The sequence below is a fragment of the Streptomyces sp. WAC 04229 genome, assembly GCF_003947455.1.
Lineage (GTDB): Bacteria > Actinomycetota > Actinomycetes > Streptomycetales > Streptomycetaceae > Streptomyces.
Genome location: NZ_QHJH01000001.1, coordinates 95,818 through 111,648, shown reverse-complemented (window position 1 = coordinate 111,648; position 15,831 = coordinate 95,818). Strand labels below are relative to the sequence as shown.

Here is a 15,831-nt window from a genome sequence, read left to right as displayed (position 1 = left end):
TGTGACTCTGCCGGGCGACAACTGTAACCACCCTCCGACCTCGCACGACACCTGCTCCCGCACGACCGGTCCCCGCGCGGCGGGGCCGGGTGCTCAGACCTCCGGCAGGTCGGGACCCTCCGGCTGCGCGTCGACGCGCGAGAGGGCCTCCTCGGTGCTCTCCGAGACCGGCACGGTGATGCTCACCCCGGTCAGGTCCAGGACGCGCCGCACCGCCGGGGCGGGTGCGATGATGTGCACACTGCCCGGCAGCTCCCGGGCCTCCTGGTAGACCCGCAGGATGATGTTCATGCCGGAGGAGTCCATGAACGGGACCTCCGACAGGTCCAGCAGGAAGTGCCGTCGGCCGTGGTGGAGCTGGTTGGCCAGGTGATGCTGCAGTTCGGTCGCCGTGTCGACGTCCAGGTAGCCCGCCACCTTCAGCAGCGCGATCTCCTCCCGCGGCAGCGTCACCTCGACGGACAACGGGTTCTGGGCGATGGGCACGTGTACCTCCAACAACGCGGCGTCGCGGCGGACCGTCGTGATCCGCCGCGCCCGGCGATTACCCCCGAATCCCGGTCCCATGCACGGCCGCCGGGACGGGTTCGCGGACCGCCCTCAGCCGACCCGGATGCCCACCAGACACGTGTCGTCGTCGGTGTCCGAGCGGCTGTAGGTGAGCAGCCGGTCCAGGTGCTGGTCCAGGGTGGTCGGCGTCGGGCTGACGGTGGTCAGCAACTGGTCCAGCGCCTCCTCCACGGAGCGGTCCCGGCGCTCGATCAGGCCGTCGGTGTACATGAGCAGCGTGTCCTGGCCGGCCAGCTGCACCTCGGCCTCCTCGTACGCCGCCTCCGCGACCGCGCCCAGCAGCATCCCCCGGACCAGGGGCAGCCGCTCCGCCCGTACGCCGCGCACCAGCACCGGCGGCAGATGGCCCGCCCTGGCCCAGCGCAGGGTGCGCCGGGCCGGGTCGTACAGCCCGCACACCGCGGTCGCGGTGACACCGCCCGTCAGGTGGTGCGCGACGATGTTGAGCCAGGACAGCAGCTGGCCCGGACCGGCCCCGGTCACCGCCAGCCCGCGCAGCGCGTTGCGCAGCACCACCATGCTGGTCGCCGCCTCTATGCCGTGTCCGGCCACGTCGCCGACGCACAGCAGCACCAGCCCGTTCGGCAGCATCACGGCGTCGTACCAGTCGCCGCCGACCAACTGCTCCGTCTCCGCGGGCCGGTAGCGGACGGCCACCTGGAGTTCGGGCATCTTCAACGGGGTCTGCGCCGGCGGCATGATGGCGTGCTGCAACTGCAGGGTCAGCCGGTTGCGCTCGATGGCCTGCTGCTCGGTGTGGGCCAGCTGGTCGCGCGTCGCGGCGAGCGCCACCTCGGTCCAGTGCTGGGCGGAGATGTCCTGATAGGCCCCCCGTACGACGAGCAGGCGGTCGTCGGTGTCCAGGACCGGCTCGGCCACCACCCGTACGTGCCGGGTCACGCCGTCCGGCCGCTGCAGCCGGAACGCCGCCGACGCCGGCCGCCGGTGGTGCAGCAGCGTGCGCAGGAAGCGCCCGATGGCGACCGCGTCGTCCGGATGGGCGTGGGCGGCCAGCTCCTCCAGCCGCACCGGGGTGCTCGTCCGCGGACGTCCGTAGAGGTCGAAGAGCTGCCCGTTCCAGGTGATCTCGCCGGTCAGCAGGTTCTCCTCGAAACCGCCGATGCGGCCGAGGCGCTGGGCGTGCTGGAGGAGGCTGGCCAGCCGGGCCGTCTCGTCCTCGATCCGCCAGATGAGGAGGACGGCGTTGCCGTGCCGGCTGGCGCTTATGTCCGCGACCGCCGAGAGCGCCACCTGGTCCACCAGCGCGGTCAGGTTCATCCTCCGGGCCCGGAACGGCTCACCGGTGGCGTACACCCGCTCCACGTTCCGGAACAGCTCGCTGTCCCCGGCGGCCATCGGGTACGCCTCCAGCAGCAGGGCGCCGCTCACGACGGCACGCGGCCGTCCGGCGGGGTCCATGAAGCTCTCGTTCACGTGCTGGATGCGGAAGTCCGCCAGGTGGCCTTCGGCGTCCAGGTGCGGCACCAGCACCAGGGCGGGGTCGTACAGTCCGTCGGCCAGGTCCATCAGCTCCACCGCGTCCGGCATGACCCGCGGCTGCTGCCCGGCGCCGTTCGGCGGCGTGTACGACTCCAGGGTGTGCGCGCACAGCTCCGCCAGGGCCTCCACCTGGCGCACCACCTGCGGCGGCTGTGGCACCAGCGGCGCCGGCCAGGCGATCTCCAGCACGCCGTGCAGGCGTCCTCCGGTGCCGGCGGGCACGGCGACCCTGCCGCCGTCCGGATACTGGTGCCGGCCCACGCTGGGCAGCCCCGTCTCCGCCAGGGACGTGATCCACTGCCCCGTCCGCTCGGTCAGTCCGGACCGGGCGACCGTCGCCACGTCCGGCGGAACGTAGCGCCAGCGGGTGGCCTCGGCCGGGGAGAACCCCGCGCTGCCGGCCAGGGTGAGCGACCCGTCGTACCCGGCCGCCCAGATGGCCACCGCGACCGCGCCGAGCGGGCGCAACGCCTGCTCCAGCAGGGAGTCGGCCACGGCCTGGGTGTCGCCCGCGGCCAGCGCGCCGCTCTCGGCGGCCCGCAGGCGTACGGCGGCGGAGTCGGCCCCGGCCTCCCCGGGCTGCCGGTCTCGCCCGCAGTCCCCGCCGTCCCCGTCGGTCCCGAGGTCCCGGTCGGACTCGGAGCGCACGGCGGCGGTCGCCGTGAGGAAGGCGTCCGTCACCTCCGACATCCGGTCCCGTGCCGCCTGGTTGATCACGTCGACCGCGAACTCCAGCGGCGTCGCCCGGGACTGCTCGGCCAGTTCGGCGAGCTGCCGCGCCGCCTGGGCCGGGCCGCAGCCGAGCCGCGCCACCAGGATGCCCTTGGCCAGCTCGATCAGGGCCCGGCCCTCGGCCTCCGCCTGGGCGGCCCGTACCTCGCTGCTGAGCCGGTCGACGGTGGCCGCCAGCCGGCCCACGGGCGACAGCGGGGTCAGGGCACGCATGCCGACGGCCGGTCCGTCGAGCGCGCAGGACTGCGGGGGCCCGGGCGCCGGGGGCGGTGCGGCGGACGTCTCCCGCGGTGCGGCGGCGGCCGGTTCGCGGGACTGCTCGGAGTTGCTCACGACGGGGACGCTCCTCGGCCGGCGAGGGCCACGGAGCGCGACGGGCCGCGCCGCGCTCCGTGGGGCCCACCCTGGTACGGGACGGGGGCCGGTGTGGTCATGCGGGCAGCCACCGTCGGACGCAGGCGATGAGGTCCTGGGTGTCGACGGGCTTGGTGACGTAGTCGCTGGCGCCCGAGGCGAGGCTCTTCTCCCGGTCGCCGGGCATCGCCTTGGCGGTGACCGCGATGATCGGCAGCTCGGCGTACTCGGGCATCCGGCGGATCTCCGCCGTCGCCGTGTAGCCGTCCATCTCCGGCATCATCACGTCCATCAGGACCAGCGCGACCTCCGGGTGGTGCGTCAGCTTCTCGATGCCCCGGCGGCCGTTCTCCGCGTGCAGGACACGGAAACCGTGCAGCTCCAGGATCCCGCTGAGCGCGAAGAGGTTGCGCGCGTCGTCGTCGACGACGAGGACGGTGCGCCCGGTGGGGGAGTCCTCCCCGAGGTGCGTACTCGCGCGCCGGGGCTCCTCCGGCCGGACCAGGGTCAGTACGTCCCCGGGTTCCTCGGCCGCCAGGTGCAGGGCGATGCGCTCGCGCAGCTCGTCGAGGCTGGACAGGAACTCCAGCACCCCGCCCGCCGCGCCGGAGCGCAGGTCCTCCTCCAGGGCCGCGTCCACGCGGTGACCGCTGTGCACCAGCACGGGCACGCTCGCCAGCGCGGAGTCGCCCCGCAGCGCGTGCAGGAACCGGGACGCCTCCTCGTCCGGCATGCCCAGCTCCAGGACGACGCAGTGGCACGGCTCGGCCGCCAGCGCGCCGGCCGCCTCCTGCGCCCCCACGGCGGTGATCACGTCGAGCGGGGGCCGGTCGCCCGCCTCGTCCCGCCCGTGCGTCAGATCGGCGATCACGCTCTCCGCGACGAGGGTGAGCAGACCGCGAGGGCGCTCCTCCACGACCAGCAGCCGCCGCGGACGCGGCCGGTGACCGCCGCTCGTCAGCTCGGGCACCGGTGCCGGCCGGTCGAGCACGTCTGCGGACGACTCGTCCGGCACCCGGTCCGGGCCCCGTACCAGCAGCTCCTCGAAGTCGGGCCGGGTCACGGGCAGGAACAGCGTGAAGGTGCTGCCGCGGTCGGGCGTGCTGTCGACGGTGACCGCGCCGCCGAGCAGCTGGGCGATCTCCCGGGTGATGGACAGGCCGAGCCCGGTGCCGCCGTACTTGCGGCTCGTCGTGCCGTCCGCCTGCTGGAACGCCCCGAAGATCGACTCCAGGTTCTGCTCGGGGATGCCGATGCCCGTGTCCTTCACCCGGAAGGCCACCACGGCACCGCCCCGGACCACGCCGGCGGGCACCTCGTCGTCCGGTGCCGGTTCCACGGCCAGCTCCACGCCGCCCCGCTCGGTGAACTTCACCGCGTTGGACAGCAGGTTGCGCAGCACCTGACGCAGCCGGGAGTCGTCGGTCAGCAGGTCCGCGGGCGCGCCGGCGGCCGTCGCCACCGTGAACTCCAGGCCCTTCTGCGTCGTCATGGGCCGGAAGGTGGCCTCGACGTACTCGATGAGCTGCCGCAGCGTCACCCGCTCCGGGGCGACGTCCATCTTCCCCGCCTCGACCTTCGACAGGTCCAGGATGTCGTTGATCAGCTGGAGCAGGTCCGAGCCCGCGGAGTGGATGATGCCCGCGTACTCGACCTGCTTCGGGGTGAGGTTGCGCGAGGGGTTCTGGGCGAGCAGCTGGGCGAGGATCAGCAGGCTGTTGAGAGGGGTGCGCAGTTCGTGGCTCATGTTGGCCAGGAACTCCGACTTGTACTTCGAGGCCAGCGACAGCTGCTGGGCCCGTGCCTCCAGTTCCTGCCGGGCCTGCTCGATCTGGAGGTTCTTCGCCTCGATGTCCCGGTTCTGCGTCGCCAGCAGGGACGCCTTGTCCTCCAGCTCGGCGTTGGAGTGCTGGAGTTCCTCCTGCTGCACCTGCAGCTCCGCCGAGCGGGCCTGGAGTTCGGCGGTGAGGCGCTGCGACTCGGCCAGGAGTTCGTCCGTACGGGCGTTGGCCACGATCGTGTTGACGTTCACGCCGATGGTCTCCATCAGCATTTCCAGGAAGTCCTGGTTGATCTGCGTGAACGGGGCGACCGAGGCGAGTTCGATGACGCCGAGGACCTGCCCCTCGACCACGATGGGCAGCAGCACCAGGGCCGTCGGCACGATCTCGCCGAGCCCCGAGGAGACGGTCAGGTAGCCGGCCGGCAGGTCGTCCACCAGGATGGTGCGCCGGCTGCGCGCCGCCTGGCCGACCAGGGTGCGGCCGAAGGCGAACCGGGTGGGCCTGGCCGTGCTCTCCGGATACCCGTAGGAGCCGACCAGCCGCAGTTCGGGACCCTGGTCCCCGTCCTCGGCCAGGTAGAACGCGCCGTACTGCGCCGACACCAGCGGCACCAGCTCGTCCATGATCAGCTCGGCGACCACGGGCAGGTCCCGGTGGCCCTGCATCAGGCCGGAGATGCGGGCCAGGTTGGTCTTGAGCCAGTCCTGCTCCTGGTTGGCCCGGGTGGTCTCGCGCAGGGACTCCACCATGGAGTTGATGTTGTCCTTGAGCTCGGCGACCTCGCCGGACGCCTCCACGTTGATGGAGCGGGTCAGATCGCCCTCGGCGACGGCGGAGGTCACCTGGGCGATCGAGCGGACCTGGCGGGTGAGGTTGCCCGCCAGCTCGTTGACGTTCTCCGTGAGGCGCTTCCAGGTGCCGGAGACGCCCTCCACCTCGGCCTGACCGCCGAGCCGGCCCTCGGTACCGACCTCGCGGGCGACGCGGGTGACCTCGTCGGCGAAGGCGGACAGCTGGTCGACCATCGTGTTGATCGTCGTCTTCAGTTCGAGGATCTCGCCGCGCGCGTCGACGTCGATCTTCTTCGACAGGTCGCCCCGGGCCACCGCGGTCGTCACCAGTGCGATGTTGCGCACCTGGCCGGTGAGGTTGTTGGCCATCGAGTTGACGTTGTCGGTGAGGTCCTTCCAGGTGCCGGCGACGTTCGGCACGTTGGCCTGGCCGCCGAGGCGTCCGTCGGTGCCGACCTCGCGGGCGACGCGGGTGACCTCGCCGGCGAAGGCGGACAGGGTGTCGACCATCGTGTTGATCACGTCGGCCAGCGCCGCGACCTCGCCCTTGGCGTCGACGGTGATCCGCTGCGACAGGTCGCCCCGGGCCACGGCGGCGGCGACCTGGGCGATGGAGCGGACCTGACCGGTCAGGTTCGACGCCATCACGTTGACGTTGTCGGTGAGGTCCTTCCAGGTGCCCGACACCCCGCGCACCCGGGCCTGGCCGCCCAGATTCCCGGCCGTGCCGACCTCGCGGGCGACGCGGGTGACCTCGTCGGCGAAGGCGGAGAGCTGGTCGACCATCGTGTTGATGGTGTTCTTCAGTTCGAGGATCTCGCCGCGGGCGTCCACGGTGATCTTCTGGGAGAGGTCGCCCTTGGCCACGGCGGTGGCCACCTGGGCGACGTTGCGGACCTGGTTGGTCAGGTTGCCCGCCATGAAGTTCACCGAGTCGGTGAGGTCGCGCCAGGTGCCCTTGACGCCCTGGACGTCGGCCTGGCCGCCGAGGCGTCCGTCGGTGCCGACCTCGCGGGCGACGCGGGTGACCTCGTCGGCGAAGGCGGAGAGCTGGTCGACCATCGTGTTGATGGTGTTCTTCAGTTCGAGGATCTCGCCGCGGGCGTCGACGTCGATCTTCTGGGAGAGGTCGCCCTTGGCCACGGCGGTGGCCACCTGGGCGATGTCACGCACCTGCGTGGTCAGGTTGCCCGCCATGGCGTTGACCGAGTCCGTCAGGTCGGCCCAGGTGCCCGAGACCCCCGGCACCTTCGCCTGTCCGCCGAGGGTGCCCTCCGTGCCGACCTCGCGGGACACCCGGGTCACCTCGGAGGTGAACACGGACAACTGGTCGACCATGCCGTTGAAGACCTTGGCGATGTCGCCCATCAGGCCGTCGGCGTCGTCTGGCAGACGGGTGCCGAAGTCGCCGTCGCGCACGGCCGTCAGGCCCGCCAGGAGGCGGCGCAACTCCTGATCGGCCGGAACCGCGTCGACGGCCCCGGCGCTGTCGTTGGTCATGCGCACCCTCGTTCCGCTCCCCAGGAGCCCTCGGAGCGAGGACTCGGACCCCCTCCGGACCGATTGGGTGGGTCCGGGCTGTTGCGTGGCATTTCCGCTGTTCACGGATCCGCACGAAGAGAAAATACGCCCGAGATTAACCCAGGTGCGGGGTGCGGACAAAGCGGGGCCGCCCCCCTGCGCGGGGGCGTTCCGCCGCCCCCGATCGGCCCGCGGGCCCGAATGCGGTGGCTCCGGCCGGGTATCTGCTGCTGTGGGGCCGGACCGGCTCCGCGGAGGTCGCCGAAACGGGAGGGAAGGGACAGCGTGCCGATGGAGAGCATCTGGTCGTACGCGGCGGACAGCGGTCACGTGGAGGGACAGGACCTGGCGGACTGCACCGTCGTCGCCGACGACGGAACCATCGGGCACGTGGACCGGCAGGCAGAGCACTTCGGCATGCAGCACCTGGTCGTCGACACCGGAGTCTGGGTGTTCGGCCGGAGCGTGCTGGTGCCGGTCGGCGTGGTCCGCGGCATCGATCCCGAGTCCCGCACGGTCACGCTGACCTGCACCAGGGCCGAGGTGAAGGCCGCGCCGCGGTTCCGGACCGACAGCGAGACGATGGACCGCGACTACCTGGCGTCCGTCGGCGACTACTACCATCGGCTGCCGCCGCGGGAGACTCCCGCGACCTGACCGGGCGCCGGAAGAGAGCACGCGGAAACACGCTGAAAACGGGGACCCACGACATGGAACCAAGTGAAGGGATCATCACGGCCTCGCCCGCTGCCGCCCCGGTGGGGGTGCCGGCGCCGGCCGTGGTGGACAGCGCGGCGGCGGCACGCGCGTACGCCGAGTCGGTGGCGCGCGCCCAGTGGGGCGGCCCCGGCCGTATCGTCCGCGACGAGGACGTCGTCGACCTGCTGCTCGTGGTCTCGGAGCTGGTCACCAACGCGATCCGGCACGGTGGCGGACTGGCCGGCTTCGAGGTGCGGCCGACGCCCGAGGGACTGTGGATCGCCGTGCACGACCACAGCGCGGTGGTGCCCCGGGCGGTGTACGCCTTCCCCACCACGCACCCCGGAGGCGGCTACGGCTGGCCGCTGGTCGCCCGGCTGGCCCGGGACATCGCCGTGGACCTGCGGGAGGGCGGCGGCAAGACGATCAGCGTGCTGGTTCCCCTGCGCCCCGCGAGCCCCTGACCCGCGAGGTCACCAGGGCAGGAAGACGTGGATGTCCTTGCCCCGCTCACCGGTGACGACGCTCACCTGGTCGGACAGGGTGTGGATCAGATGCCAGCCGATGCCGCCGCCGCCGTTGCTCGGATGGAAGGGGCGCGGAGCGGGCTCGGTCACGCTGGTGTCGTGCATGACCACGTGCACGCCGTCGAAGGTACGGCGCAGCCGCAGCTGGAACGGCCCGGGGGCGTACTGCACGGCGTTGGCCGCCAGTTCCGTGACCACGAGGAGGATGTCGTCCCAGTGCTCGGGCGCCGCGGGAGGCGCCGCACGGGCCAGGTCGTAGAGGAACTCCTCCGCGACCAGCCGCGCACCGGTCACATTGTGCAGTTCCCCGGTGAAGCTTGCCGTGCGGCTCGTGATCTCCTCGGAAGCCAGTGTCCTGTCCCTACGCGACTCGGCTGCCATCTCGCCTTCCCCGGGCCCGGCACCGGCCGGGCGTCGTCCTTCCTTCGCATTCCCTTCGTTTGTTAGTTCCCGAGACGGCCGAGGCCATTCGCGTCGGTGTGCCCGGTCCTGCCGGTGCGACCCGGGGTGACGGCCCTGTCACCCCCGGGCGCGGTTCAGCGCAGGAACACGCTGTCCGACTCCTCCCAGCCGGCCGGCTCCTCGGGCGGCGGCTGCGGCGGTCGGCGGTGCGAGCGCGCCTCGTACATCGCGTCGATCTCCAGGGCGTAGGTCCGCACGATCTCGTCCCGGCGCAGCTTCATCGACGGGGTGAGCAGCCCGTTCGCCACGTCGAAGGGCTCCGGCAGGACGCGGAAGACCCGGATGGACTCCGAGCGGGACACCGCGCTGTTGGCGGCGGCCACGGCCCGCGCGACCTCCTCCCGCAGCGCGTTCTCCTCGCGTGCCTCACGGGCCGCGGTGTCGCCCTGCGCGGCCAGCGCCGCCCGCCAGTGCGTCAGGAACTCCGGGTCCAGTGTGATCAGGGCACCGACACAGGGCCGGTTGTCGCCGACCACCACCGCCTGGTGCACCAGCGGGTGCATCCGCAGCCGCTGCTCCAGGGCGGCCGGGGCGACACTCTTGCCGCCGCTGGTGATGATGACGTCCTTCTTGCGGCCGGTGATCGCCAGATAGTTCTCGTCGTCCAGGTGCCCGAGATCGCCGGTGGCCAGCCAGCCCCCGCGCATCACCTGGCGGGTGGCGGCCTCGTCGCCGACGTACCCCTGGAACAGCGACGGCCCGCGCACGAGGATCTCCCCGTCGTCGGCCAGCCGGATCTCCACGCCGGGCAACGGCTGCCCCACGGTGCCCGACTTCTCCCGGCCCAGTGGCTGCATCGTCAGTCCGCCGCTGGTCTCCGTCAGACCGTAGCCGTCGTGGACGTAGACACCGATGCCTTCCCAGAAGAGGGACAGCTCGCGGCTGAGCGGCGAGCCGCCGGACGTCGCCCGCAGCACCCGTCCCCCCAGCGCGTTCCGCAGCCGGCGGTACACCGTTCGCTCGTACAGGGCGTGCTGGAGCCGCAGGTCGAAGCCGGGCCCCGGCCCCCTGCCCAGCCGCTGGCGCTCCAGCGCCCCGGCGAAGTCCCGCGCCGTGCCGGCGGCCCGCTCGAACAGGGCCCCGCGCCCCGCCTGCTGGGCCGTGCGCAGGAAAGTCTTGTAGAGCTTCTCCAGCACCGACGGGACGGCGTACAGATACGTCGGACGGAAGGAACGCAGGGCCGAGGAGAGCGCCTCGCCGGTCATCGCGGGTTCGTGGGCCATCAGGAGCCCGCCCCGCACACACAGGGTCTGGATCATCAGCCCGTACACGTGCGCGAAGGGGAGGTAGGCGAGGACCGCGCCCTGCTCCCCCTCCGGCGCCACCGTGTGGCCCCAGCCCGCGATCAGCGTGTCGCAGGGGAGGGCCAGCCCGCGGTGGCTGAGCGCACAGCCCATGGCCCGGCCCGACGACCCCGAGGTGTAGGCGACGACGGCAGTGGAGTCCGGCAGCACGATGCGGCGCATGGAGTCGACGGTGGCGAACGGGAGGTACTCGCCGCGCGCCACGAGCGCGTCCAGCGCCCCCGCGTCCAGTTGCCAGACGTGCCGCAGGGCCGGCAGCGACGCGCACACCGAGCCGACGGTCATCACGCTCTGCTCGTCCTCGACCAGCACGCCCACACAGCCGGCGTCCCGAAGGATGTACTCGACCTGGTCGCGCGAGGAGGTCGGGTAGATCGGCACGACCTCGGCGCCCACCGTCCACAGGGCGTGGCTGAAGACCGTCCACTCGTACCGGGTACGGGCCAGGATCGCCACCCGGTCGCCCGGCTGGATCCCGCTCGCTATCAGCCCCTTGGCCAGGTCGACCACCTCGTCGCGGACCTCCACCGCCGTCACCTCGTCCCAGACCGCGGAGTCGGGACCGCGGCGGCGCGCGAGCATCGGCAGGGTCGGCGTGCGGGCGGCCGTCTCGAAGAGGCTGTCGGCGAGTCCGCCGGTCAGCGGCGGGACGGGCCGGGGAGCGGGAGCGAGGTCGCGCATACGCTGGCTCCTGACGTGTACGGACGGTGACACCACCCACGAGTACCGTGGCCGGCGGTGCTCGGAATCTAGCCGAGCCGCAGGCCGCGGGGGGCCGGGACGGCAGAAGTGTGTCCGCCCGGTGATCTCGGTTCAGGCCGCCTGGGTCCGGCGCACGCACGCGGTGACGACCTCACGCAGACTGCCCGTGCGCTCGAAGAGCTCGCGCTGCACCCGGGCGCCGTTGCCGTGGCGCAGCAGCGTCTCGACGCCCTCGCGCACCCGGTCGAGGTCACCGTGGTCGGCCAGCGCCTCCTCGACGTGCTGCACCAGCGCCCGTACGACCACCGCGGCGGGCATCCGCCGCATCGTCGCGGGGTGCAGCAGCTCCTCCGTCAGCCCGGAGCGGGCCGCCCGCCAGGCCGCCAGGCGGAGCAGACTCACGCTGTGCCCGTCCGGCTCGGTGCCCGCGCGCCACTGCCGGGCGGCCGTCTCGACCAGCGCGCGGGCGAGGGCGGCGAGGACGACCGCGGTCCCCGCGTCCAGGCAGACGTCCGCCACCCGGAACTCGACCGTCGGATAGCGCTGGGAGAGCCGGACGTCGAAGTAGACCATCCCGTCGTCGAGGATCGTGCCCGTGGCGAGCATGTCCGCCACCCGGCGGTGGTAGCGCTCGGCCGAACCGAACAGCTCCGTCGGACCGGCCGACGGCCACCGCTGCCAGACCCGGCTGCGGTAGCTGCTGTACGAGGAGTCCTCCCCCTGCCAGTACGGGGAGTTCGCGCTCAGCGCGGTCAGCAGCGGCAGCCAGGGCCGCACCCGGTCGATGACCGCGACGCCCTCCTCGTCGGAGCCGACCGAGACGTGCACGTGGCAGCCGAGGACCAGCTGCTCCTGGACGACGACGCCGTACTGGTCGGCCATCCACTCGTAGCGGCGGTTCACGCCGATGGACGGGGTCACCGGCAGCGGTGAGGTGGCGAGTGCGGCGACGGCGCACCCGATCCCCCCGGCGTGCCGGCCCGCCTCCTCACGGCAGCGGACGATCTCCGTGTGCAGCCGCTCCATGTCCGCCTGCGGATGGGTGGCGAACTCGAGCATCTGCTCGTGCAGTTCCTTCTCGAACACGTCCTGTCCGGCGTCGTCCAGCGACGCCCTGGCCAGCACGGCGGCGGACAGCGCCCGTGGCTCTCCGGTCGCGGGGTCGACCAGGAGGAGTTCCTCCTCCACTCCGACGGTGCGCACGTGGTGCCGCCTCTCTGTGGGCTTCCGGGACCCACCGACTGCCCCGGGCAGCCGGTCGGACACCTGGTCGTCTCACAGGGCGTACGGCATCAGCCACACCGTGGCCAGCGGAGGCAGCGTGATCCGGATGGCGCCGTCCTCGGGCTTGACCGGACCGGGGTTGGTCACCCCGCTGCCGCCGTACTCCCCGGCGTCGGTGTTGAGCACCTCCTGCCAGGCGACGGCCTCGCCGGGAACGGCCAGGTGGTACTCGTGCCGGACGACGGGGGAGAAGTTCGACACCGCCAGCAGCGGCGCACCGTCCGCGTCGAACCGCAGGAACGCGAAGACGTTGTCCTCGGCCGCGTCCACCGCCACCCACCGGAAACCGGCCGGGTCGGTGTCCCGCTGCCACAGCGCCGGGGTGCGCGCGTAGCGGGTGTTGAGTTCGCGGACCAGGTCCTGGATCCCGCGGTGGTCGGCCGCCGAGTGGTACCCCTCGTCCAGCAGCCACCACTCCGGCCCCTGCTCCTGGGACCACTCGGCGCCCTGCGCGAACTCCTGTCCCATGAAGAGCAGTTGCTTGCCGGGGTGGGCCCACATGAAGCCGAGGTAGGCGCGCACGTTCGCCCGCCGCTGCCACCAGTCGCCCGGCATCTTCGACACCAGCGCCTGCTTGCCGTGCACCACCTCGTCGTGGGAGATCGGCAGGACGTAGTTCTCGCTGTACGCGTACACCATCGAGAACGTCATCTCGTGGTGGTGGTACTTGCGGTGCACCGGCTCGTGCGCGGCGTACTCCAGCGAGTCGTGCATCCAGCCCATGTTCCACTTGAGGCCGAAGCCGAGCCCGCCGGTGTCGGTGGGCCGGGTCACCCCGCCCCAGGCCGTCGACTCCTCGGCGATGGTCACCACGCCGGGGCAGCGCCGGTAGACGGTCGCGTTCATCTCCTGGAGGAACGCCATGGCCGCCAGGTCCTCGCGGCCGCCGTACTGGTTGGGCTCCCACTGCCCGGAGTCGCGCGAGTAGTCCAGGTAGAGCATCGAGGCGACCGCGTCGACCCGCAGCCCGTCGATGTGGAACTCCTCGCACCAGTACACGGCGTTCGCCACGAGGAAGTTGCGCACCTCGGTCCGGGCGAAGTCGAAGGTGTACGTGCCCCAGTCCGGGTGCTCCGCGCGCCGGGAGTCCCCGGGCTCGTACAGCGGTTCCCCGTCGAAGCGGCCCAGCGCCCAGTCGTCCTTCGGGAAGTGCGCCGGCACCCAGTCCATGATCACGCCGAGGCCGGCCCGGTGCAGGGCGTCGACCAGGAAGCGGAAGTCGTCGGGCGAGCCGAGGCGCGCGGTGGGCGCGTAGAAACCGGTGACCTGGTACCCCCACGACGGGCCGTAGGGGTGCTCGGCGACCGGCATCAGCTCCACGTGGGTGAAGCCCAGGTCCTTGACGTACGCGGGCAGCTCCTCGGCCAGCTCGCGGTAGGTGAGCCCCGGCCGCCAGGACGCCAGGTGGACCTCGTAGACGGAGAAGGGCGCCTCGTGCACGGGCGTGGCGGCCCGGGTCCGCATCCACTCCGCGTCGCCCCACTCGTACCGCGAGGCGGTCACCACGGACGCGGTGTTCGGCGGCTCCTCGGCCGCGCGGGCCATCGGGTCGGCCTTGAGGAACCGCTGGCCGTGGCGCGAGTGGATCTCGAACTTGTACGTGGTGCCCTCTCCGACGCCCGGCAGGAACAGCTCCCACACCCCGGACGAGCCCAGCGAGCGCATCGGGAACGCGGTGCCGTCCCAGTGCGTGAAGTCGGTGGCGACCCGCACGCCCTGGGCGTTCGGCGCCCACACCGTGAACCGGGTGCCGGTGACGCCCTCGTGGCTCATCGGCTCCGCACCGAGCGCCCGCCACAGCTCCTCGTGCCGGCCCTCGGAGATCAGGTGCAGGTCCAGCTCGCCCAGGGCGGGCAGGAAGCGGTACGGGTCGTGGACCTCGTGCTCGCCCTCCTCGTACGCCACGACGACGGTGTACGCCGGAATCGAGGCCAGCGGCAGCACACCGGAGAAGAGGCCGTCCTCCTCGGAGACGAGGGCGTGGCGCTCGCCGCCCACGACCACGCTCACCTCGCGGGCGAAGGGCCGCAACACCCGGAAGGCGACCCCGCCGGGAACCGGGTGGGCACCGAGCAGGGCGTGCGGATCGTGGTGGGCGCCCGCCAGCAGGCGGCCCCGGTCGGCGGGGTCCAGCGGCGGGGCGGTACCGCGCGCGCCGGGTGTGGACGGGACGGGTGCGGACGGCTCGGGGAGTGAGGTGTCGCGGAGTGCCACGGGTCAGTCTCCTCTCACGGCGAGTCGTTCGATCGCCGCCATGGGTACGGGAAGCCAGTCGGGGCGGTGCCGCGCCTCGTACAGCACCTCATACACGGCCCGGTCCGTCTCGTAGGCGCGCAGCAGGCCGTGCTTCTTACGGGGGTCCCAGCCCGCGCGGGCGGCGTAGCCCGCGCAGAACGCCTCCCGGCAGCGGCGCGCCCACTCGGGGCGCCAGGGGCGACGCTGCCGGGCTGCGTAGTCGAAGGAGCGCAGCATGCCCGCGATGTCCCGGACGGGGGAGTGGGCGCTGCGCCGTTCGGCCAGCGGGCGGGACGGTTCGCCCTCGAAGTCGATGACGAACCAGTCCCGGCCGGCCCGCAGCACCTGCCCGAGGTGCAGGTCGCCGTGGATGCGCTGGGCGGGCGGTCCGGAGTCGCAGGTGGACAGCGCGGCGAAGGCGGCCCGCAGTCCCGGGACGAAGGGCTGGAGCGCAGGGACGCAGTGCGCGGCGGCCGTCAGCCGCTCGGTCATCGCCGCCGCGGTCCGGCTGTTCTCCCCTGGAGCCCCGGCCGGGAAGGCGGAGGCCAGCGCCAGGTGCACGTCCCCCATGGCCTGCCCCAGCTCGTGGGCCTGCACGGTGAAGTCGTCCCCGGACGCGAGCGCGTTCAGGGAGAGGGTCCAGCCGTCGGAGGCGTCGTGCAGGAACGGCTGGAGCACGCCGAGGGTCGCCTCGTAGGGATGCGTCGTGCGCATCCACGCCACCGGCGCCGGAACCCGCCCGCAGCCCTGGCGGGCCAGCGCGTCCGGCACCTCGAGGTCGGGGTTGACGCCGGGCTGGACGCGCCGGAAGAGCTTGAGGATGAACTCGTCGCCGTAGATCAGCGAGGAGTTGGACTGCTCGGCGTCCAGGAGGCGCGGCGCGAGTCCGCCGGGCACCGGCCGCGCGGGGTCGGACTCGAAGCGCAGCGGTCCCGCCTTGCCGGGGTGCCGCAGCCGTTCCAGGAGGAGCTGCGCGGTGCGCGGATCGTGCAGCGCGTCGTAGACCGTCCGCCCGGCCAGCGGACCGTCCTGTACCTGACCGATGATCGCCCGGCCCAGGCGCGGCGACGGCTGCTCGCGTACGCCGAGCAGCAGTTGGTAGCAGTCCCCGGCCGAGGGGGCGCCGCCCGGGGCGGGCGCGGGGCCCTGTCCGGTGTGCACCAGGAGGTGCAGACAGCCCGGGAACAGCTCGGTCATCGACAGCAGACCCAGCTCGGCGACGGGTCGGTCCTTGCCGGCGAACCAGCGCTGGTGCGGCAGCCACTCCCGCAGCAGCTCGCCGAGCGACGCCATGGGCTCGGCGAGTTGCCTGCGTCTCGTGCGCAGGGGTGCGGTCTTCGGCATGGTGACGCGTCCTTTCCTCGGC

General features: G+C 72.6%; 10 protein-coding genes. 2 read left to right on the top strand and 8 right to left on the bottom strand.

Annotation, left to right across the window (positions count from 1 at the left end; genetic code table 11):
• Window positions 1–93 precede the first annotated feature (93 nt).
• The 3 genes from DMH12_RS00455 to DMH12_RS00445 form a co-directional block, all read right to left on the bottom strand.
• Complete coding sequence (locus DMH12_RS00455; protein ID WP_125489487.1) at window positions 94–486, bottom strand: STAS domain-containing protein; 393 nt, start codon at window positions 484–486, stop codon at window positions 94–96.
• A gap of 114 nt (window positions 487–600) precedes the next feature.
• Complete coding sequence (locus tag DMH12_RS00450) at window positions 601–3,015, bottom strand: SpoIIE family protein phosphatase (RefSeq protein WP_125489517.1); 2,415 nt, start codon at window positions 3,013–3,015, stop codon at window positions 601–603.
• Between the two features lie 217 nt (window positions 3,016–3,232).
• Window positions 3,233–7,231, bottom strand: coding sequence for a HAMP domain-containing protein (locus tag DMH12_RS00445; protein WP_125489486.1), 3,999 nt, complete (start codon window positions 7,229–7,231; stop codon window positions 3,233–3,235).
• 312 nt (window positions 7,232–7,543) lie between these two features.
• Between DMH12_RS00445 and DMH12_RS00440 the strand changes: the two genes are divergently transcribed.
• Both DMH12_RS00440 and DMH12_RS00435 read left to right on the top strand, forming a co-directional pair.
• A complete protein-coding gene (locus DMH12_RS00440; RefSeq protein WP_125489516.1) occupies window positions 7,544–7,909 on the top strand; it encodes a PRC-barrel domain containing protein in 366 nt (121 codons plus the stop codon).
• A 53-nt stretch (window positions 7,910–7,962) separates the two neighbouring features.
• The gene (locus DMH12_RS00435) at window positions 7,963–8,415 is read left to right on the top strand and encodes an ATP-binding protein (RefSeq protein WP_125489485.1); all 453 of its coding nucleotides are present in this window, start codon (window positions 7,963–7,965) and stop codon (window positions 8,413–8,415) included.
• Window positions 8,416–8,424: 9 nt separating this feature from the next.
• Here the strand turns inward: DMH12_RS00435 and DMH12_RS00430 are convergent, their stop codons facing one another.
• The 5 genes from DMH12_RS00430 to DMH12_RS00410 form a co-directional block, all read right to left on the bottom strand.
• Window positions 8,425–8,859, bottom strand: coding sequence for an ATP-binding protein (locus DMH12_RS00430; RefSeq protein WP_125489484.1), 435 nt, complete (start codon window positions 8,857–8,859; stop codon window positions 8,425–8,427).
• A gap of 155 nt (window positions 8,860–9,014) precedes the next feature.
• Window positions 9,015–10,925, bottom strand: a complete 1,911-nt coding sequence (locus DMH12_RS00425) for a long-chain fatty acid--CoA ligase (protein WP_125489483.1) — start codon at window positions 10,923–10,925, stop codon at window positions 9,015–9,017.
• A 132-nt stretch (window positions 10,926–11,057) separates the two neighbouring features.
• Window positions 11,058–12,149, bottom strand: a complete 1,092-nt coding sequence (locus DMH12_RS00420; protein ID WP_125489482.1) for a glutamate--cysteine ligase — start codon at window positions 12,147–12,149, stop codon at window positions 11,058–11,060.
• A gap of 72 nt (window positions 12,150–12,221) precedes the next feature.
• Complete coding sequence (gene glgB / locus DMH12_RS00415) at window positions 12,222–14,444, bottom strand: 1,4-alpha-glucan branching protein GlgB (protein ID WP_125489481.1); 2,223 nt, start codon at window positions 14,442–14,444, stop codon at window positions 12,222–12,224.
• Window positions 14,445–14,447: 3 nt separating this feature from the next.
• On the bottom strand, window positions 14,448–15,809 hold the full coding sequence (locus DMH12_RS00410) for a maltokinase N-terminal cap-like domain-containing protein (RefSeq protein ID WP_125489480.1): 1,362 nt from the start codon (window positions 15,807–15,809) through the stop codon (window positions 14,448–14,450).
• Window positions 15,810–15,831 lie beyond the last annotated feature (22 nt).